The sequence below is a fragment of the Sphingobium sp. B10D7B genome (genome assembly GCF_025961955.1).
Lineage (GTDB): Bacteria > Pseudomonadota > Alphaproteobacteria > Sphingomonadales > Sphingomonadaceae > Sphingobium.
Genome location: NZ_JAOQOQ010000001.1, coordinates 389,337 through 406,403 on the forward strand (window position 1 = coordinate 389,337; position 17,067 = coordinate 406,403).

21 protein-coding genes and 1 riboswitch are annotated in these 17,067 nt (G+C 64.0%); of the genes, 9 read left to right on the plus strand and 12 right to left on the minus strand.

Annotated elements, in window-relative coordinates:
* Positions 1-60: 60 nt before the first annotated feature.
* Complete coding sequence (locus tag M2331_RS01790; RefSeq protein ID WP_181558701.1) at positions 61-930, plus strand: 3-hydroxybutyryl-CoA dehydrogenase; 870 nt, start codon at positions 61-63, stop codon at positions 928-930.
* Positions 931-1,020: 90 nt separating this feature from the next.
* Here M2331_RS01790 and M2331_RS01795 read toward each other — a convergent pair whose 3' ends face one another.
* Positions 1,021-1,716, minus strand: coding sequence for a PEPxxWA-CTERM sorting domain-containing protein (locus tag M2331_RS01795; RefSeq protein ID WP_264592248.1), 696 nt, complete (start codon positions 1,714-1,716; stop codon positions 1,021-1,023).
* 425 nt (positions 1,717-2,141) lie between these two features.
* The gene (locus tag M2331_RS01800; protein ID WP_181558702.1) at positions 2,142-3,722 is read right to left on the minus strand and encodes a DUF1570 domain-containing protein; all 1,581 of its coding nucleotides are present in this window, start codon (positions 3,720-3,722) and stop codon (positions 2,142-2,144) included.
* A gap of 138 nt (positions 3,723-3,860) precedes the next feature.
* Between M2331_RS01800 and M2331_RS01805 the strand changes: the two genes are divergently transcribed.
* Positions 3,861-4,643, plus strand: coding sequence for a transglutaminase-like domain-containing protein (locus tag M2331_RS01805; RefSeq protein WP_181558703.1), 783 nt, complete (start codon positions 3,861-3,863; stop codon positions 4,641-4,643).
* Between the two features lie 14 nt (positions 4,644-4,657).
* On the opposite strand, the gene M2331_RS01810 is transcribed toward M2331_RS01805, so the two are convergent.
* The gene (locus M2331_RS01810; RefSeq protein WP_181558704.1) at positions 4,658-5,113 is read right to left on the minus strand and encodes a COG3650 family protein; all 456 of its coding nucleotides are present in this window, start codon (positions 5,111-5,113) and stop codon (positions 4,658-4,660) included.
* A gap of 153 nt (positions 5,114-5,266) precedes the next feature.
* Between M2331_RS01810 and M2331_RS01815 the strand changes: the two genes are divergently transcribed.
* The 4 genes from M2331_RS01815 to M2331_RS01830 all read left to right on the plus strand — a co-directional run bounded on the left by M2331_RS01815 (position 5,267) and on the right by M2331_RS01830 (position 7,079).
* Positions 5,267-6,061, plus strand: a complete 795-nt coding sequence (locus tag M2331_RS01815; RefSeq protein ID WP_221270799.1) for a DUF2726 domain-containing protein — start codon at positions 5,267-5,269, stop codon at positions 6,059-6,061.
* Between the two features lie 94 nt (positions 6,062-6,155).
* Positions 6,156-6,410 (plus strand): DUF2061 domain-containing protein, encoded by a 255-nt coding sequence (locus M2331_RS01820; RefSeq protein WP_181558706.1) that lies wholly within the window; start codon positions 6,156-6,158, stop codon positions 6,408-6,410.
* A 104-nt stretch (positions 6,411-6,514) separates the two neighbouring features.
* The gene (locus M2331_RS01825; protein WP_264572020.1) at positions 6,515-6,649 is read left to right on the plus strand and encodes a hypothetical protein; all 135 of its coding nucleotides are present in this window, start codon (positions 6,515-6,517) and stop codon (positions 6,647-6,649) included.
* A gap of 13 nt (positions 6,650-6,662) precedes the next feature.
* The gene (locus M2331_RS01830; protein ID WP_181558707.1) at positions 6,663-7,079 is read left to right on the plus strand and encodes a DoxX family protein; all 417 of its coding nucleotides are present in this window, start codon (positions 6,663-6,665) and stop codon (positions 7,077-7,079) included.
* Here M2331_RS01830 and M2331_RS01835 read toward each other — a convergent pair.
* From M2331_RS01835 to M2331_RS01870, 8 genes are all read right to left on the minus strand, one after another.
* The gene (locus tag M2331_RS01835; protein ID WP_181561595.1) at positions 7,076-7,318 is read right to left on the minus strand and encodes a hypothetical protein; all 243 of its coding nucleotides are present in this window, start codon (positions 7,316-7,318) and stop codon (positions 7,076-7,078) included. The two genes, M2331_RS01830 and M2331_RS01835, sit on opposite strands and share 4 nt — an antisense overlap.
* A 99-nt stretch (positions 7,319-7,417) precedes the next feature.
* A complete protein-coding gene (locus M2331_RS01840) occupies positions 7,418-7,807 on the minus strand; it encodes a DUF4440 domain-containing protein (RefSeq protein ID WP_181558708.1) in 390 nt (129 codons plus the stop codon).
* Between the two features lie 112 nt (positions 7,808-7,919).
* Positions 7,920-8,354: a hypothetical protein gene (locus M2331_RS01845; protein WP_181558709.1), complete on the minus strand. Its 435-nt coding sequence runs from the start codon at positions 8,352-8,354 to the stop codon at positions 7,920-7,922.
* A gap of 138 nt (positions 8,355-8,492) precedes the next feature.
* Entirely contained in the window at positions 8,493-8,726 is a 234-nt protein-coding gene (locus tag M2331_RS01850; protein ID WP_181558710.1) for a hypothetical protein, read from the minus strand.
* A gap of 138 nt (positions 8,727-8,864) precedes the next feature.
* Positions 8,865-10,760 carry a phosphomethylpyrimidine synthase ThiC gene (gene thiC, locus M2331_RS01855; RefSeq protein WP_181558711.1) on the minus strand — a complete coding sequence of 632 codons (1,896 nt, stop codon included), beginning with the start codon at positions 10,758-10,760 and terminating at the stop codon, positions 8,865-8,867.
* A 29-nt stretch (positions 10,761-10,789) separates the two neighbouring features.
* Positions 10,790-11,200: a DUF2065 domain-containing protein gene (locus M2331_RS01860; RefSeq protein WP_181558712.1), complete on the minus strand. Its 411-nt coding sequence runs from the start codon at positions 11,198-11,200 to the stop codon at positions 10,790-10,792.
* 58 nt (positions 11,201-11,258) lie between these two features.
* Positions 11,259-11,369, minus strand: a riboswitch (TPP riboswitch).
* Between the two features lie 95 nt (positions 11,370-11,464).
* Positions 11,465-12,295 carry a MipA/OmpV family protein gene (locus M2331_RS01865; protein ID WP_264592249.1) on the minus strand — a complete coding sequence of 277 codons (831 nt, stop codon included), beginning with the start codon at positions 12,293-12,295 and terminating at the stop codon, positions 11,465-11,467.
* A 199-nt stretch (positions 12,296-12,494) separates the two neighbouring features.
* The gene (locus tag M2331_RS01870) at positions 12,495-12,902 is read right to left on the minus strand and encodes a hypothetical protein (RefSeq protein WP_181558714.1); all 408 of its coding nucleotides are present in this window, start codon (positions 12,900-12,902) and stop codon (positions 12,495-12,497) included.
* Positions 12,903-13,343: 441 nt separating this feature from the next.
* Between M2331_RS01870 and tgt the strand changes: the two genes are divergently transcribed.
* Genes tgt through M2331_RS01885 form a run of 3 tightly spaced genes read left to right on the plus strand, consistent with a single transcriptional unit; the run spans position 13,344 to position 16,238 of the window.
* On the plus strand, positions 13,344-14,531 hold the full coding sequence (gene tgt / locus M2331_RS01875; protein WP_220128497.1) for a tRNA guanosine(34) transglycosylase Tgt: 1,188 nt from the start codon (positions 13,344-13,346) through the stop codon (positions 14,529-14,531).
* A gap of 8 nt (positions 14,532-14,539) precedes the next feature.
* On the plus strand, positions 14,540-15,682 hold the full coding sequence (locus tag M2331_RS01880) for a cupin domain-containing protein (protein WP_181558715.1): 1,143 nt from the start codon (positions 14,540-14,542) through the stop codon (positions 15,680-15,682).
* A gap of 7 nt (positions 15,683-15,689) precedes the next feature.
* A complete protein-coding gene (locus M2331_RS01885) occupies positions 15,690-16,238 on the plus strand; it encodes a pseudouridine synthase (RefSeq protein WP_181558716.1) in 549 nt (182 codons plus the stop codon).
* Here the strand turns inward: M2331_RS01885 and M2331_RS01890 are convergent.
* Positions 16,235-17,023 (minus strand): ArsR/SmtB family transcription factor, encoded by a 789-nt coding sequence (locus M2331_RS01890; protein WP_181558717.1) that lies wholly within the window; start codon positions 17,021-17,023, stop codon positions 16,235-16,237. The genes M2331_RS01885 and M2331_RS01890 overlap by 4 nt on opposite strands.
* Positions 17,024-17,067 lie beyond the last annotated feature (44 nt).

Consider the following 17,067-nt stretch of genomic DNA (forward strand, 5'->3'; position numbering starts at 1 on the left):
CATGTGTTGCGACAGCCCGTGGTCAGCAAGCCGGGCCAAGTGGATCGAAAGGACACAGATATGCGCAGAATCGCTGTGATCGGCGCCGGCCAGATGGGCGCAGGCATTGCGCAGGTGAGCGCTCAGGCCGGCATGGATGTGCTGCTGCGCGATATCGATCTCGCGCGTGCGCAAAAGGGCAAGGCCGGAATCGAGAAGCGACTCGCCCGCGCTGTGGAGAATGGCAAGCTCGAGCAGGCGGATGCGCAGGCGGCGCTGGCACGGATCACGCCGGTGGTGGCGCTCGATGATGTCGCCGGGTGCGATCTGGTGATCGAGGCCGCGACCGAGCGGGAGGACATCAAGCGCGCCATCTTCGCGGAGGTTGGCGCGGTTCTGGCGCCGGATGCGATCCTCGCGACCAACACCTCGTCCATTCCGATCACGCGGCTCGCGCAGGCGGCGCCCGATCCGGCGCGGTTCATCGGCGTGCATTTCTTCAATCCTGTGCCGGTGATGGCGCTGGTGGAGGTCATTCGCGGCCTCGCTACCTCGCCACAGACGGTGCAGGCGGTGGAGGCCTATGCACAGGCGCTGGGCAAGGAGGTCGTCCATGCGTTCGACGCGCCGGGGTTCATCGTCAACCGCATCCTGCTGCCGATGCTGAACGAGGCGATCTTCGCGCTCGGCGAGGGCGTGGCCAGCGTGAGGGATATCGATAACGCGATCAAACTGGGCCTCAACCACCCCATGGGTCCACTGACTTTGGCCGATTTCGTGGGCCTCGATACCTGTCTGGAGATCTGCAAGGTGCTGCAGGACACGACGGGCGATCCCAAATTCCGGCCTGCGCCGCTGCTCGTCAAATATGTCGAAGCCGGCTGGCTGGGGCGCAAGACGGGCAGGGGCTTCTACGATTACGCCGGCGACGAGCCCGTGCCGACGCGGTGAAAGGCCTTTCGGGGCGCGCGCTGGCCGCACAGCAAGGAGCCCCGTGTCCGCAGACACGAGGCTCCCGCTCCCACATCGTAAAGGCTGTGCTTAGCTGAAGCTGATCGCCATGTTGGGGCGGCGTGCGCGCAGCGTGCGGCCGATCGCAGCGAAACCGATGATCATCATCGCCCAGGTGGCCGGCTCCGGCACGGCGGGCTTGACGGTGTAGAATAGCAGGTCCTGCTTGCTGCTGTTGGTCGCGACCCAGAAATCCAGATTGCTGTTAATCGTGCCCTTGTTGGCAAGGTAGGAATTGGCGGTGTTGATCAGCGCGGACTCGCCTTGGCTCGCCCATTCGAGCTCGAAGTTACCCGCTCCCAGGTTCTTCGAGTTGCTCGTTTCGTAGCGAGTCTCCCAAAGCGCCAGTTGCAGGGCAGCGGACTGAGTCTTGTCGCCACCGGCATAATTGCTCACCAGCGCGGCGACGTCGTTATAAAGAGAGCCGCCCAGATAATCGCTCAGCGACACGACATTGAACGTGCCGGTGCTCGAGTCCTGGGTGACTTCGAGACAGTAAGCCAGGAAGCTGACCGCCTTGCCGTCCCACGTGCCGGAGATATTCTGGGGCGAGAACGAGCCGCTGTAGGAGGTGGTGTTCCACCACGACGAACCAATGCTCACCTCGCCGCTCGGGCTGCTATACTGCGTCGAGAGGTTGTTGATGACGAAGGTGCTCGCGTTCGCGGCAGTTGCGGAGGCGATAGCGGCTGCACCGGCAGCGAGAGCGATAAGCGTTTTCTTCACGGCGATGTTCCCTTCAAAAGTCCTGAAGCCGGTGTGAAGGAATACTTCTCGATACAAAATGGTATTAACTACGATTGGACGCTCGTTAACTTCGATTATCGCAAAATAATCAGGAAATCCTGAGGGGAAGTTTTAAGAGAACTAGTTAATGATCCAAATGGGGTCATTAACTACGATGAGCGTTTATAAGACGCTACATTTGCGAGTGGCGTGACGCTGCGAATCGGGAAACAATGAAGGGGCGGCGGCGCCGCTGCCGCATTTCCCGATCGTCACCCCGGGCTTGACCCGGGGTCCAGCTGGCCTTCTTGCGAAGAAGGCGTGCCGCTTGAAACGTCCGAACACGGAAAGCCGCAATGTATTTGGCGATGCGTGCGAAAGAAAAGCTGGACCCCGGGTCAAGCCCGGGGTGACGGTGAGGGGGCTCAATTTCCCCTGATGTTCTCGCCGCCCTCATCGCCGGCATCCTCGGCCTGCGCCGCTGCGAGGTCCTGCAGCAGGGCGTCCACATCGAGCGGCTGGCCGCGGTCATGCGCCTCGATGCGATCGCGCAGGCCCTGTGCCCACATCGCGCTGGGGCCGCCGTGCGGATCGAACGCTAGCGGGCCGAGGTTGATCAGCGCGTCATCATAGCGCTGGTCCCGCAGCAGCTGCATCACCAGCATCGTACGGAGATTCTGGTCGAACGGCGCCAGCACCACGGCGCGCTCCAGCCCGGCCACCGCATTCTCGGTCGGGCGCCGGCCCTGCTCAAGGAAGCTGCGGTAGAAATATTGCAGGGGCAGGGGATGATTATTCTCGAACCTGTTGAGCTCGATGAACGGGCGTCGCGCTTCGGCATAGGCCGCGCTGGCGTCCGGGGCGGAGTCCGCCTTGCGGAACAGCGCCTTTCCTTTCGCCAGATAGGCGCTCACCTGCCGGTCATCGAGCGCGAGGGCGGTGTTGGCAGCGGCGAGGGCGGCATCTTCATTGCCCGCTTCCAGCTCGGCTTCGGCCAGCGTGGCGTGCAGCGCGGCATCTTTCGGATAGCGCGGCGTCAGAGCGCGCAAGTCCGCCAACAGCGTCTCCAGTTCCTCAGGCGAAGGGCGGTTCTTGAGCTCGATCCGCAGCGGCATGGCCGCCGCTTCGCCCGCGCTCAGCGCGCGGACCGAGACGGGGCCGGGCTTAAGGGCGGCAGCAGGTAGTTCCAGATAGGTCATCCGGCTCTTGCCCAGATATTGGTTTAGATCGCGCTGCAGGGCGTTGAGATCGCCAAAGGCGCTTGTCGCCGCGTCCGTGAGGCTTTTGCCGCTGCGCAGCAGGCGCTGATAGGTGGCCAGCTGCCCTGGCCGATCCTTGCTGAAGGTCAGATAATGAAAAAGCAGCCAACTCCGCCCGTAAAAGGAAGTGCCGCGCGACGCAGATTTGTCGCGATAGCGTCCCGCCTCCAGGATTTGCTCGACGGCAATGAAGTCGCCATAGATAAGCTCGCCTGCCCGGTGGCGCGCAGGCATGCCGAGCCCCACATTGCCATTCTTGCGGAACTGGGCGGAGGCGAAGAACTCTGCGGCCCCTTCCGAAAACCACCGCGGTGTGCCGAAGCTGCTGGTCGAGATAAGGTAGTGGTGCGCATATTCGTGCAGCAGCGCGATCATCGGCATATCGAGCAGACTGTTGCTCGTCTTCACCCGCGGGACAATGGCGAAGGCATCGCCAGCGCGCGGCACATAGAAGGCGTATGTAGATTGGCTCTTGCCGCCATGCAGCCTGCGCACGTCGCTGTCGCTGCGCACGACATAGACCGTCACGCGGTTGGACGGGCTGGGCGGCTCCATCTCAACCGAGAGCACATAGCCCATGGCATGGTGGAAGCGTTCGAGCTGGTCGGAGAATTGCTTGATCTCCTCCGGCTTCTGATCGGCATAGATGACGAAGTTTTCGCTGGAGGCTTCCAGCCAGGCCGCCTGCGCAGGCGGTGCCATGGTCGCAAAGAACAGTGCGGCCCATGCTAACAGTTTGATCGGCATTGCTATTCATCTCCCCCGCGGCCGGACGCTAGGCAGGCGCGCGAGGGACGACAAGGGTGAAATGAGCTGGTCCGCGATGCACGATGTCTTTTTTGAGCAGCCGCCGCCACCAATATGCCGCCCGCACGTTGCGCGGGGATGAAACTGCGTATCCATGCCGCGATCGATTATGCGCTGCCTCAGCCGACCGATCTCATCCTCCATATCGAAGCGGCGCATCTGCCCGAGCAGACGGTGTCCGATGCCCGGCTGGACCTGAGCGTGCTCGATCATTTCGCCCGTGTCGCCGCCCACGACCATGTTGGCGAGCGCGTGCTGATGCGCGCGCAGGGACAGTTGAAGGCGGATTATCATGCGACGGTAGAGATCCACCGCCTGTTGGCCGATGTGAGCGGGCTGGAGGCGCTGCCCCCGCATATGCTGCCGGGCGAGGCCGTGCAGTATCTGCTCGATTCTCATTATTGCCCGGGCAGCCAGTTCATCAGCTTCGTCGGCGAGACGTTCGGCGATCTGCAGGGCGGGCAGCGCATCGCCGCGATCAGGGATTATGTCAGCGGACATTTCCATTACCTGCCCGGCGTGAGCACGCCCGAAACGACGGCGCTGCAGACCTTCGTGCGCCGGCAGGGCGTGTGCCGCGATTTCGCCCATATGGTGATCGCGCTCGCCCGCGCCTCCTGCATCCCCGCCCGCTTCGCCAGCGTTTATGCGCCCAATGTCACCCCGCAGGACTTCCACGCGGTCGCCGAGGTCTTCCTGGATGGCAGCTGGCATCTGGTCGATGCGACCGGCATGGCCACGGAAGGAGAAATGGCCAAGATCGGCATCGGCCGGGATGCGGCCGACGTGGCCTTCCTGACTTCCTTCGGCCCGGTCATCATGAACAGTCAGACGGTCGAGGTTGAGGTGGTCGAGCAATAAAGCCGGCGTCCGGCTCAGGGCGCCGCATCGCCCTTGAAAGGATGCGCATCGGACCAGGCACAGCCCGAGCGCAACGCATCGCCGATCTGGAGCGTGGCCACGAACGGATAGGTGCGGTCGGACATGCCGTCAGAACAATCGCCCGGCGTCAGCGTCATGGTGAAGGGCGCCGCGTTCAGCGTGCCGCTCCATGAGAGGCCGCCGCGCCCATCGAACCGCTCCACCGCGATCCGCTCGCCCTTGGGTGTCTCGGGCGTTTCATAGACCAGCGTCTTGCCGACGACCTGACCACCCCAGAACGGCTCAGTGCCCGTGAAGCGCACGGTCTCGTTGGCGGCAATCTCAGAATAAGGGCGGTTGTCGTCGCGATTCCCCGGCACATTGGGCTCATCGCCATGCGACTGGCAACCGGCGAGCAGCAGCGCGAGGGGCAGCGCCCGGACGATGTTGAGGGTGACGGCGTCGATCATGCCTCCCCTCTGCGCCCGCTATGCTTTGCGGGCAAGCGCTTTGCGATGCGAGCGGAGGTGGGAGCGTCGCCCACGTTCAAACACCCATTAACTTCATGCTGTTATTGACAGGTCGAGTCGGGAGCGACTTGCGCTGACCGCACTTGCCGGGTGATGCTGATGCCAGAGGAAATTCTCGCACTGATCGACAAGCCGTGGCTGCTCTTCATGTTGCTGCTTGCCGGTGCGCTGTTCGGCATGGTGATCGAGCGGTCGCTCGAGAAAGCGAGCCGTGCCAAGCGCCGCGCATGGTGGGAAAAGCGCAACGCGCGGCGGGCATTTCATACAGGCGTGGGGGTGCAGGATAGTTCCCGGGCGGGCCTGCGTGATGGACCGGATGCGGCCGACCAGCTCCGCACGGTGATGAACGCATCCTTCTTCCCCCGCGCCCTCCTCAACAAGCCGGAGCGCCGACTGCTCGCTCATATCGATCGGGTGCTAGCCGAGGATGCGCCGGGCTGGCGGGCGATGGGGCAGGTGTCGCTCGGCGAGATTCTGGGCAGCCGGGATCATGAGGCGTTCCGCGCCATCAATGCCAAGCGGGTCGATCTGCTGATTGTCGACCGGGATTGCCGGCCGCTTCACGCGGTGGAATTTCAGGGCACGGGCCACCATCAGGGCACGGCCGCCGCGCGCGACGCGGTGAAGAAGGAAGCCCTGCGCCGCGCTGGCATCGGTTATGTGGAGGTGACGAGCGGGGACAGTCCTGCCGATGTGCGGGCGATCATCCGCAAGCTCTATGCGCGGGACGGGCAAAAGCCGCGGAAGGCCGCGGTGCCTGCGAATGGCCCGCAGCCCGATTCTTCTAGGACGTCGCCCGCCGCCGCTGCTCAGACCCAGGAAGCCGATACGGTGCGGGTGATATTCGGGAGGAAAGGGGTGGAGCACACGCCCGATCCATCACTGTAAGCGGATCAATCGATTGGCATTTGCGAGCGGTTCTCAATAAATGATCAGCCATCCGCTGCCGTACCCGGCGCGCGGAAAAAGATTGAGGACTGCCATGCCCCGTGACCTGACCAAGACGCTGACCTATCTGGCCGTTCACCTGACCGTGGGGTTCACGGTGGCATATCTGCTCACCGGATCGCTGGCGATGGCTGGCGGCATCGCGCTCATCGAACCGGCGGTGAATGCGGTGGCGTTCTTCTTCCATGAGAGAGCCTGGAAAGCGGCCGATGCCCGTGCGGCGGCGGCTCCAGCAGCGGTTCCGGGCGCGGCGTTCGATACGCGCATGGCGGCGGTGCGCTGGGGGTGATCGTCCGCCGGAAGGCGATCCGCGAATAAACGCGCTTTTGCAGGGCGACAGGCGTAGGATGCGCGGTGCGGGCTGATGCGCTCGCGACCCCGAGAGGAACGCCAATGGCCAAGGGCCAGAAAAAGTCGAACAAGGAAGTCCGCAAGCCGAAGGCGGAAAAGCCGCCCAAGCAGAATGCGTCCCAGCCCAGCCAGAAGACCGGCGTGGTCAAGGGGCTGGAGAATATGCGGAACAGCTAAGGTCAGGCGCGCGATGCCCACCTCCTGGCGACGACGCGCGGCACGGTGGGTGCTGGCGGCGGCCTATCTGGTCGCCGGCACTGCGCATCTGCGCACGCCGGCCGGCTTCATCGCCATCACGCCGGACTGGGTGCCCTGGCCGGCGCAGGTGGTGATGCTGACGGGCCTCGCCGAGATCGCCGGGGCGCTCGGCCTGATGATCCCGCCGCTGCGCCGCGCGGCGGGCATCGGCCTCGCGCTCTATGCGCTGTGCGTCTGGCCGGCGAACCTCAACCATGCGCTGGGTGACATCGCCATCGGCGGCACGCATCTGGGCTGGTGGTATCATGCGCCCCGGCTGGCGCTGCAACCGGTGATCATCTGGTGGGCGTTGTGGGCGAGCGGCGTGACCGACTGGCCCTGGCGGACCGGCGCCGCGCGCAAGCCCTAGCGCGCGCTGCCCACGCCGCCCTTCTTCGCGCCGGCAGATTTGGCGGGGGCCTTGGCACCGGCTGGCTTCCCGCCGGCTGGCTTCCCGCCCGCCTGCTTGGCCTTGTGCGCGGCAATGTCCGCATCGATCGCCGCGATCCGCTCCCGCTCGGGCGTGTCGCGCGGCAGGCCTTTCAAGCGGCAGGTCGCCCACAGGGCCTTGCGCTCGGATTCCAGCGCCTTGAGATACAGATCGGCCATGCCGGCTCCTACGGGTTGCGGGGAAGGGGAGCCATCCCCTAGCGCATGGCGGGCGAGGAGGACAGAGCCGTGCGCGGCGCACGGGCGGCGGATGCCGGCTCAGGCGAGTGTGACGAAAATCTCCGCCTCGATCACCCACTGCCCGGCGACCTCGCGCCACTTGGCGGTGTAAACGCCCGAGGCCGCCAGCGCGCCACTCTCCCGCGCCACACCCCGCCATTCTCCCTGCTCCAGCGCGATCGGCTCGACCGGCGAGACGGTGATGGCGGCGGGGATGCGCTCATAGACGAGCCGGCTGGGCGAGGCGAACTCACGCTGCCACACCCTCAGCTGAGCAGCCCGCCCGGCGATGACCGCGCTATCCGTGCCGGTGACCATCACGCAGTCGCGCGTGAGAATGGGGCCGATGGCCTGCGCGTCGGCGTCCGCGATGGCGCGATTGAAGGCGGCGCGGCGGGCGCGGATGGGGAGATCGTTTGGAGTCGTCATACGGCGTTTATGAAGCTAAACCAGCGTGAGATCGCCAGAACGCATTATTGAAAAAATGTAGTCAATGATAGAAGCTATCCGAGATGCGAGCTGTGGCGCCAGCGCCAATCAATCATTTTTCTGGGCGACAAACATCATAAAAATTAACGCCTAAATTAGTCAGGACTGCCCCACCAACATCGGCGCTATACGATTTATGTTTTGCAAATCTAACATCGCTGTACCTAAATAACCTCACAACTCCTAAACTGCTTAAAACATCGAGAGAACTTTCATAATTGTTATAATCATCACCATCGTAAACACTCTCGATCTCTTGCATGTCGATGTAAGGCTGTCCAAAATATACATTTACATCATAAAAAATACTCCCAGGTCCCTCTAATTGCTCTAAAATTTGACTAGCAATTCCTATGCCGCCCTTCTCAGAAGGGTCAATTTGTCTCAAAAAAGCGTAGATACTATCTTGGCTAAAGATCGTACAGTCATGGTGATGACCCCATGATCCGGGTGCTAAATTTCGTTTTCCACGGGCATCTTTTACCATCCTGTCAAGAAGCAATAATTCCTTTGCCGTGATTTCTCTCAGTATTCTCAGATATAATAGATGTCTAGCGTCCATCGATTTGGAAGATGAAACAAGAAGGCTCGCCCAGGCATCCCTTAAAGAAGGATTATTATCGATTTATTCTTCAAGAGAAGCGGATTCGGCAAAGGGCAGGAAAAATTTTATCGGAGGCATTTTGAGTGCCATGCCGTTGATTTTTGCTTTTTCTTCAGCTCTTTTGACAATGCTCAAGAGAGACTTGTATCTAAGAAATCTGATTTTATCAGCAATATAATTCCCGATTTCTCGGGAAGGACTGTCCATGGCCGTTTCAAACGTCTCAGTTATTTGTTTGATTGCCTTAGCGGTCACTAACTCAGTGCCTACCAACGCATCCTCCGTGCCATGGAAGCCATCGCTACAACATTGATCTGGTAAGATTTCTTAGTTGAAGATGGTTGTCTAGTGTTAAGTTTTGAGAGGGTTTAATAAACCGAGGAAGTATTCCTCTCAATCCCGCTCCCGTCCCTCGCTGCCCATATACAGCTCGCTCCCCGTTTCGCGGAACACCTTGCTCATCTCTTCCATCCCCTTGAGCGCCGCGGCCTTGCTCGCCGCCGCCGTCTCCGCACCGGTCGGGCCGGTGGCAATGAAGCCCTCAACCCCCTGATTCTGCTTGCCGGCGAAGTCGCGCACTTCCTGCGTGATCTTCATCGAGCAGAATTTCGGGCCGCACATGGAGCAGAAGTGCGCGGTCTTGGCGCCTTCTGCGGGCAGGGTCTGGTCGTGATATTGCTCGGCGGTTTCGGGATCGAGGCTGAGGTTGAACTGGTCGCGCCAGCGGAACTCGAAGCGGGCGCGGCTCAGTGCATCGTCGCGGACCTTGGCGGCCGGGTGACCCTTGGCGAGATCGGCGGCGTGAGCGGCGAGCTTGTAGGTTACCACGCCGACCTTCACATCGTCGCGGTCGGGCAGGCCGAGATGTTCCTTGGGCGTAACGTAGCAGAGCATCGCCGTGCCATACCAGCCGATCTGCGCGGCGCCGATGCCGCTGGTGATGTGGTCATAGCCCGGCGCGATGTCCGTGGTGAGGGGGCCGAGGGTATAGAAGGGCGCCTCGCCGCAGACCTGCAGCTGCTTCTCCATATTCTCCTTGATCTTGTGCATGGGCACATGGCCCGGCCCTTCGATCATCACCTGCACATCCTGCTTCCAGGCGCGGTGGGTCAGCTCGCCTAGCGTGTACAGCTCCGAGAACTGCGCTTCGTCATTGGCATCGGCAATGGAGCCGGGGCGCAGGCCATCGCCAAGGCTGTAGGCGATGTCATAGGCCTTCATGATTTCCGTAATCTCGTCGAAATGCTCGTAGAGGAAGCTCTCCTTGTGGTGCGCGAGGCACCATTTCGCCATGATCGATCCGCCGCGCGAGACGATGCCGGTGACGCGCTTGGCGGTCATCGGAATATAGGCCAGGCGAACGCCGGCATGGATGGTGAAATAATCCACACCCTGCTCGGCCTGCTCGATGAGCGTATCGCGGAAAATCTCCCAGGTCAGGTCCTCGGCCACGCCGCCGACCTTCTCCAGCGCCTGATAGATGGGCACGGTGCCGATGGGGACGGGCGAATTGCGGATGATCCACTCGCGCGTGTCGTGGATGTTGCGGCCGGTGGAGAGGTCCATCACCGTGTCCGCGCCCCAGCGGATCGACCAGACCATCTTGTCCACCTCATTGGCGACATCGGACGCGACGGCGCTGTTGCCGATGTTCGCATTGATCTTCACCAGGAAGTTGCGGCCGATCGCCATCGGCTCGCTCTCGGGGTGGTTGATGTTGTTGGGGATGATCGCGCGGCCGCGGGCCACCTCATCGCGCACGAACTCGGGCGTTACATAATCGGGGATGCTCGCGCCGAAGCTCTCGCCATCGCGGACATAGTTGGCGAGGCGGGCGCGGCCGAGATTTTCGCGCTCGGCGACATATTCCATCTCCGGCGTGATGATGCCGCGGCGGGCATAATGCATCTGGGAGACATTGGCGCCGGCCTTCGCGCGCAGCGGGCGCTTGACGACATTGGGGAAGGGGCGGACGCCGCCGGAGCGATCCGGGCCGAGCTGGCCGTTGTCCTCCGGCTTCACCGCGCGGCCATCATAGGCCTCGACATCGCCGCGCCCGAGAATCCAGTCGCGGCGCAGGGCGGGGAGGCCGGCCATGATGTCGATCCGCGCATCCGGGTCCGTATAGGGGCCGGAGGTGTCGTAGACGCGCACCGGCGGCTCGCCGGAGCTGGGCTCGAGGTGAATCTCGCGCATCGCCACGCGGTGCGGGCCGACATGGATCTTGCGGCTGCCACGAATGGGTCCGGTGGTGACGCCGATTTCGGCCTTTGCGGGGATGTCAGCCATAGGGATGAGCCTTTCTGTGAACGGAGGAATCAGAGGAAACCGGCGCGGCCGGTGAGCCCGGCAATGCCGAGCAGAAGACCAAGGACGATCGCGGCGATCGCCCAGATGCGGGTGGCGGTGGCGGAGGAGACCGCGCGGCCGATGCGCAGCAATGGCCCCGGCACGGCGATCAGCAGCGCGCCCTTGATGAGCGCACCCCAGCCAAACAGCGTGACGAGGGTCGCGAGCGGATCGGTCAGACTGCTGTGGGCGAGCACGAGGGCCGCCCCGATGGCGAAGGTCACCGCACCGGCGAGCAGCACCAGCCCGGGCGCGCGGTCGAAATCATCCAGCAGCGCCCGCCAGCGTTGCGGCGCGGAGAGGCCGGCAAGGCCAATAAGAATGAGATAAAGCCCCAGCACCTGCGCCAGTTGCAGGGTAAGCACGCTGCCCGTCATCATCGCCGCCACCCTCCTCTCAAGGGCCGGCGCGCCTGTGGCTAAGGGTTTGAGGGTGGCAAGACTGGCCACGCTCCGCTCCCTCCGCCGGTACGAGCCGGTTCAGGTTCAACGGGTCGGATGGCGCTACCCATCCCTCTCAGCCAGTCAGCAGGCTCCCCGGGGAAGGCAGGAGGATAGGCCCTCTGGAGCGAGAGTGCAATGGTGCCGTCAGCCGAAGAGGACTCGCCGCGCGGGCGCCGTACGCAAGGCCCGCGCGGCGGTGGATCAGAAGGTGTAGGCCAGTCCCGCGCCGAACATCCACTGGTTGCGCGATCCGGCGAGGCGGACCACCGGGCTGTCGGCAATGTCGCCGAGCAGGCGGGTATAGGCAACGCCACCGACCAGCGAGAGGCCGCCCGAGAGGTCACCCGTCAGGGCGATGTTGCCGGCGGCGGCGAGCGTCCAGTCCTTCCAGCCGCTGCCGGCGGTGTAGACGGGCAGGGTGCTTGCGGCGCTCTGTGCGGGGGTGATCGAGAAATAAGTGCCGGCATAATCGCCATCGACATGATTGGCGCTAAAGGACACGACCGCGAGGCTCTTGGTGCTCAGCGGTGTCATGTAGCTGACCGAGGGGGTGATGATCGTGCCGCCATGGGCGCCCGCGACATCCTTGCGCGCGGTGACCGTTGCAGAGAGGCGGTCATAGTTGCTGGTGATAAGGCCCCAGCGGGCAATGCCGGCATAGCCGCCGAGCTCGACCGAGGTGCCGACCTTGCCGAGCGCGCGGATGCGTTCGTCGTCGATCTTGTCGACATTGGTGCGGTTGAGGCCGATGGTAGCGACCGGACCGAGCTGGAAATCCCAGCGCGAGCCGCCATCGTTGATCAGATCGATGCTGGCGCGGTTTCCGACATACAGGAAGTTGAGGCCGCCCAGCTTGCCGACCGCACCGGGCACCGGCGTGATGCTGGTGCCGTTGGCGCCCTCATATTCCGGGATCACTGCGGCGCCCAGGCCTATGGTCAGCCGGTCCCCCGCGCGGGCGCGTGCGGCTTCACGCTGCTCGGCGGCTTCGCTTGCCGCCGTTGTGGTCTGGCCGAGGGCGGGTGCCGACAAAGCGGGGGCGACGGCCAGAATGGCGAGAAGACAAGGGGATAGGGAGGGGAAAGGGCGCAAGTTGAAACTCCGACAAGAGGCTGATCCGTGCAACGCCGCAGGAGGCAGAAGGCTCCCGCCGCGCCGATCACGCCCGTCTCTGCGTCGACAATCCTGTCCGCCTGCGTCCTTCCGGCATCATGCAGGATGCCGCGCGCGGTCAGTTGAGCCGCATCAGTCCCGCCACGGTGAGGGCCAGCCCGCAGACCAGCGTCAGCGCCACCCAGATGCGCTGCATGTTTGCCAGATTGCGCAGCCAGAAGTGGAAGTAGAGGTCCGAGAAGGCGAGCACGACCAGCGCCTCGATCATCATGATGCCGCCAATGGCCTTCATGATGCAGGTGAGGATATCCGCCGGAATCCATGGATTGGCGAGATAGACCGCTGCCCCGAGGATCAGCTCCACCAGCCCGCAAAGCAGTTGCAGGGCAGGCGACTGCTCGATCTCCTTGACCATCGTCTGCCACAGGCCAGGCTTGCGCAGCGCGCCGATGGCGGCGGCCAGCGTGAAGGCCCCGAGCAGCATGGCCGCCCAGGCCGTTGCATCAATCATGTCGAACTCTGCCACTGATCTCTCCCGATGATGCCCGCCCCCGGGCAGCATGGGGCAGGCGATTGGTCCGGGGCCTTGTGGGCTCCTCGGCTGGCGCGGACTTTAGCGCGGGTGCGCGGGCGGTCCAGATGGAATTTTGCGGGATTATCTAACGGCGGTGAAGGAAAGTTGCCGGTGGGCTTCATGCCCTCTCCCCTTGAGGGAGAGGGATGCGCAGACTTGGCAGCTTGCTGCCTTAGTCGAAGCTGGGAGAGGGGCGAGCGATCCCCAGGATCGCGCGGATCAGAGATCCGCCACCCCTCATCCAACTCCGCCTAGCCGCCAGAAGGCGGCAAGGCTGCGTATCCTTCTCCCTCAAGGGGAGAAGGGTGAAGGGTGTTCGCTATATCCTCTTGGCTTGACACACGTCGCCCGCCGGGGGGTGTCAATGCGGCCGTGGCGCGCTATGGCGCGGGCATGAGCGACAGCGCCCCGCATACTCCCCCGCCCTTCCGCGTGCCGGTCGATCCCCAGTCCGCGCGGTTCGCCTTCAGCATCGCCGCCACGGACGGCAAGGCCCGCACCGGCGAGATCGTCATGAAGCGCGGCGTGATCCGCACGCCGGCCTTCATGCCCGTCGGCACGGCGGCGACCGTCAAGGCGATGCGCCCTGCGGAAGTGCGCGCGGCGGGCGCGGATATCATCCTGGGCAATACCTATCATCTGATGCTGCGACCCGGTGCGGAGCGGGTAGCGGCGCTGGGCGGGCTGCATGCGCTCTCCGGCTGGGAGCGGCCGATCCTCACGGATAGCGGTGGCTATCAGGTGATGAGCCTGTCTGCGCTCACCAAGGTGACCGAGCAGGGCGTCGCCTTCGCCAGCCATATCGATGGCTCGCGCCATATGCTCAGCCCCGAGCGATCGATGGAAATCCAGCGGCTGCTCGGCAGCGATATCGTGATGTGCTTTGACGAGTTGGTGCCCACGACCGCCAGCCGCGATGCGCAGGCGCAGGCCATGGAGCGTTCGATGCGCTGGGCGGCGCGCTCGCGCGCGGGCTTCGATGCGGGCGGAGACCATGCCGCGCGGGCGGCGCTGTTTGGAATCCAGCAGGGCGCGCTCGATGAGGAGCTGCGCCAGCAGTCTGCGCAGGCGCTCGTTGAGATCGGCTTTGATGGCTATGCCGTCGGCGGCCTTGCCGTGGGCGAGGGGCAGGAGGCGATGTTCGCCTGCCTCGACCATTGCGTGGGCCATCTGCCGGTGGAGAAGCCGCGCTATCTGATGGGCGTTGGCAAGCCGGACGACATTGTCGGCGCGGTGGAGCGCGGCATCGACATGTTCGATTGCGTGCTGCCGACCCGTTCCGGGCGCAACGGGCAGGCGTTCACTTGGGCCGGGCCGCTCAACATCCGCAATGCGCGCTTTGCCGAGGATCCGACACCGCTCGATGCGCGCTGCACCTGCCCGGTCTGCGGCAGCGTCAGCCGCGCCTATCTGCATCATCTGGTCAAGGCCGGCGAGATGCTGGGCGCGATGCTGATGACGCAGCACAATCTCCATTTCTATCAGGCGCTGATGGCTGGGCTGAGGGATGCGATCGGCGCCGGGCGGCTCGCCGAATTCGCCGGCCGCTTCCGCGCCGATTATGCGAGCAAGGCGTTTTGAGCGCGGCGATGCGCCTCGCCGATTTCGATGTCGATCTGTTCCTGCGGGAGTATCGGCAGCGCAAGCCGCTGCTCATCCGCAATCCGTGGGCCGAGTGGGTTAATCCGCTGGAGCCCGATGATCTCGCCGGCCTGGCCTGCGAGGAGGAGGTGGAATCGCGCCTCATTACGCAGGCCGGCACCGACTGGGCCGTCGAGCACGGCCCGCTGCACGAGGCGCGCTTTGGCGAGCTGGGCGATGCGCCATGGACGCTGCTGGTGCAGGCAGTCGATCATTATGTCGCGGAGGTGGCCGCGCTGATGGCGCCCTTCCGCTTCATCCCCAATTGGCGGATGGACGATGTGATGGTGAGCTATGCCACGGACGGCGGGGGCGTCGGGCCGCATTTCGACCAATATGACGTGTTCCTCATCCAGGGCGCGGGCAAAAGGCGCTGGCAGATCGGCGGTCTGTGCGACGAGGCGACGCCGTTGCGCCCGCATGACGACCTGCGCCTGCTGGCGGACTTCGTGCCGACGCAGGAATGGGTGCTGGAGCCGGGCGACATCCTCTATCTGCCACCGGGCATCGCGCATGATGGCGTGGCGGTCGGGCCGGACTGCATGACCTATTCCATCGGCTTTCGCGCGCCTTCCCAGCGCGACCTGATCGAGGACTGGAGCGCCCATGTCGCAGAAGGGCTGGCCGAGGATGATCGTTATGCCGACCCCGGCCTGCCGCTACAGACCAATCCTGGCGAGATCACAGCCGAGGCACTGGCGCGGCTGCACGATCTGGCGACGCAGGCACTGGCGGATCGCGCCGGATTCGCGCGCTGGTTCGGGCAAGCGAGCAGCACGCCCAAATATCCGCAGGCAGACTGGCGGCCTGAAGCGCCGGTGCTGGCGGAGGACGTGCAGGATGCGCTGAACGACGGCTTGCCGGTGCGACGCAATCCGGCCAGCCGGTTCGTGTTTGTCCGTGACGGGGCGGATGCCTTGACGCTGTTCGTCGATGGCGAGGCGTTTGCCTGCACGGGGGAGGCGGCGCGCTTCGCCGAGCAGCTCTGCGCAGGGGATGACGTGCCGGTGAAGACCCCGGATGCGGCGGTGCTGGCGCTGATCGCGGCGCTGGCCAGTCAGGGCAGCGTCACCCTCGATCCAGAGGATTAAGCGGACGATGGCGCGGCTCATCCTCTTCAATAAGCCCTATGGCGTGTTGCCGCAGTTCACCGATGCGCGCTCGCCGTCGCCGCGCCCGACGCTCTCGGCCTATATCGATGTGCCGGGCGTTTATCCTGCCGGTCGGCTGGACCGGGACAGCGAGGGGCTGCTGCTGCTCACCGATGACGGCCGCTTGCAGGCGCGCATCTCCGATCCCCGCTACAAGACGCCCAAGACTTATCTCGTGCAGGTGGAAGGGGAGCCGGACGAGCCGGCGCTCGAGCGCTTGCGGCGCGGCGTCATGCTCAATGACGGCATGACCCGCCCCGCGCAGGCCGACCGCATCGCACCGCCGGACCTCTGGGAGCGCGATCCCCCAATTCGCGTGCGCAAGAGCGTGCCCGATTGCTGGCTGCGCCTCACCATCAGCGAAGGCCGCAACCGCCAGGTGCGCCGCATGACCGCAGCGGTCGGCCACCCGACCCTGCGGCTGGTGCGCTGGCAAGTGGGGCAGTGGACGTTGGACGGCCTGGCTCCGGGGGCGTGGCGCGAGGTGGCGGTTTAGGCGCCGTCACCGCCCGCGGGGGCATAAGCCGGGGTGATTTCAAAAGGCGTGCCGGTCTCCACCAGCGTTTTGAGACGCGATAGGGTTTCCGGCCAACCACCCCCGACCTGACGGCTCGTGGCACTATCCCCACCAAAGTCATCGTGGATCAGGGTGATTTTGCAGGCCCCGCCGGGGATATCCTCCATGGTCCAAGTTACCCGTGATGGCTTGTCGGCAGCCACTTCCGCTGACCAGCGGGCGTGAAAGGTCATGACCAGACGCTTGGGCGGCTCGAGCGCGAGAAGCTCGCCGACGATCACTGGGCGGTCGTCCATCATGAAGGAAATCGCACCGCCGACGCGCCAGTCCGTCTGTGAGGTCATGTCAAAATGCTGGTAGAGCGGCGTCTTGGCGTCATCGGTCAGAATGTCCCACACCGCCTGGGCTGGCGCGCGCACATAGAGTTCGTAAACATGCCTTGGATCGGCCACGGTTGAGGTCCTTTCTGCCTGTGTCTTGAGATCAGCGAGCGCCCCCACAAAGGGTGCCGCGTAGCGGGATATCCAGCGATCCGCGACGAGGCGGATCGGCACGGGATTGAGATAGTGGCGCTTTTCCCGCCCGCTCTTGTGGCTTGTGACGAGCCCGGCCGCAGCAAGCAGCTTGAGTTGCTTCATTACGGCAAAGCGGGACACGGGAAATCGGGCCTGCAATTCGCTCACGCTTTGCCCGTCGCGCTCAACCAACAAGTCAAGCAACGCGCGTCGATCAGGGTGGGAGAGAGCATCGAAGACTGCATCCATGGGCAGCGCAATAAGTGACCATATAGTCACATGTCAATCAGTGG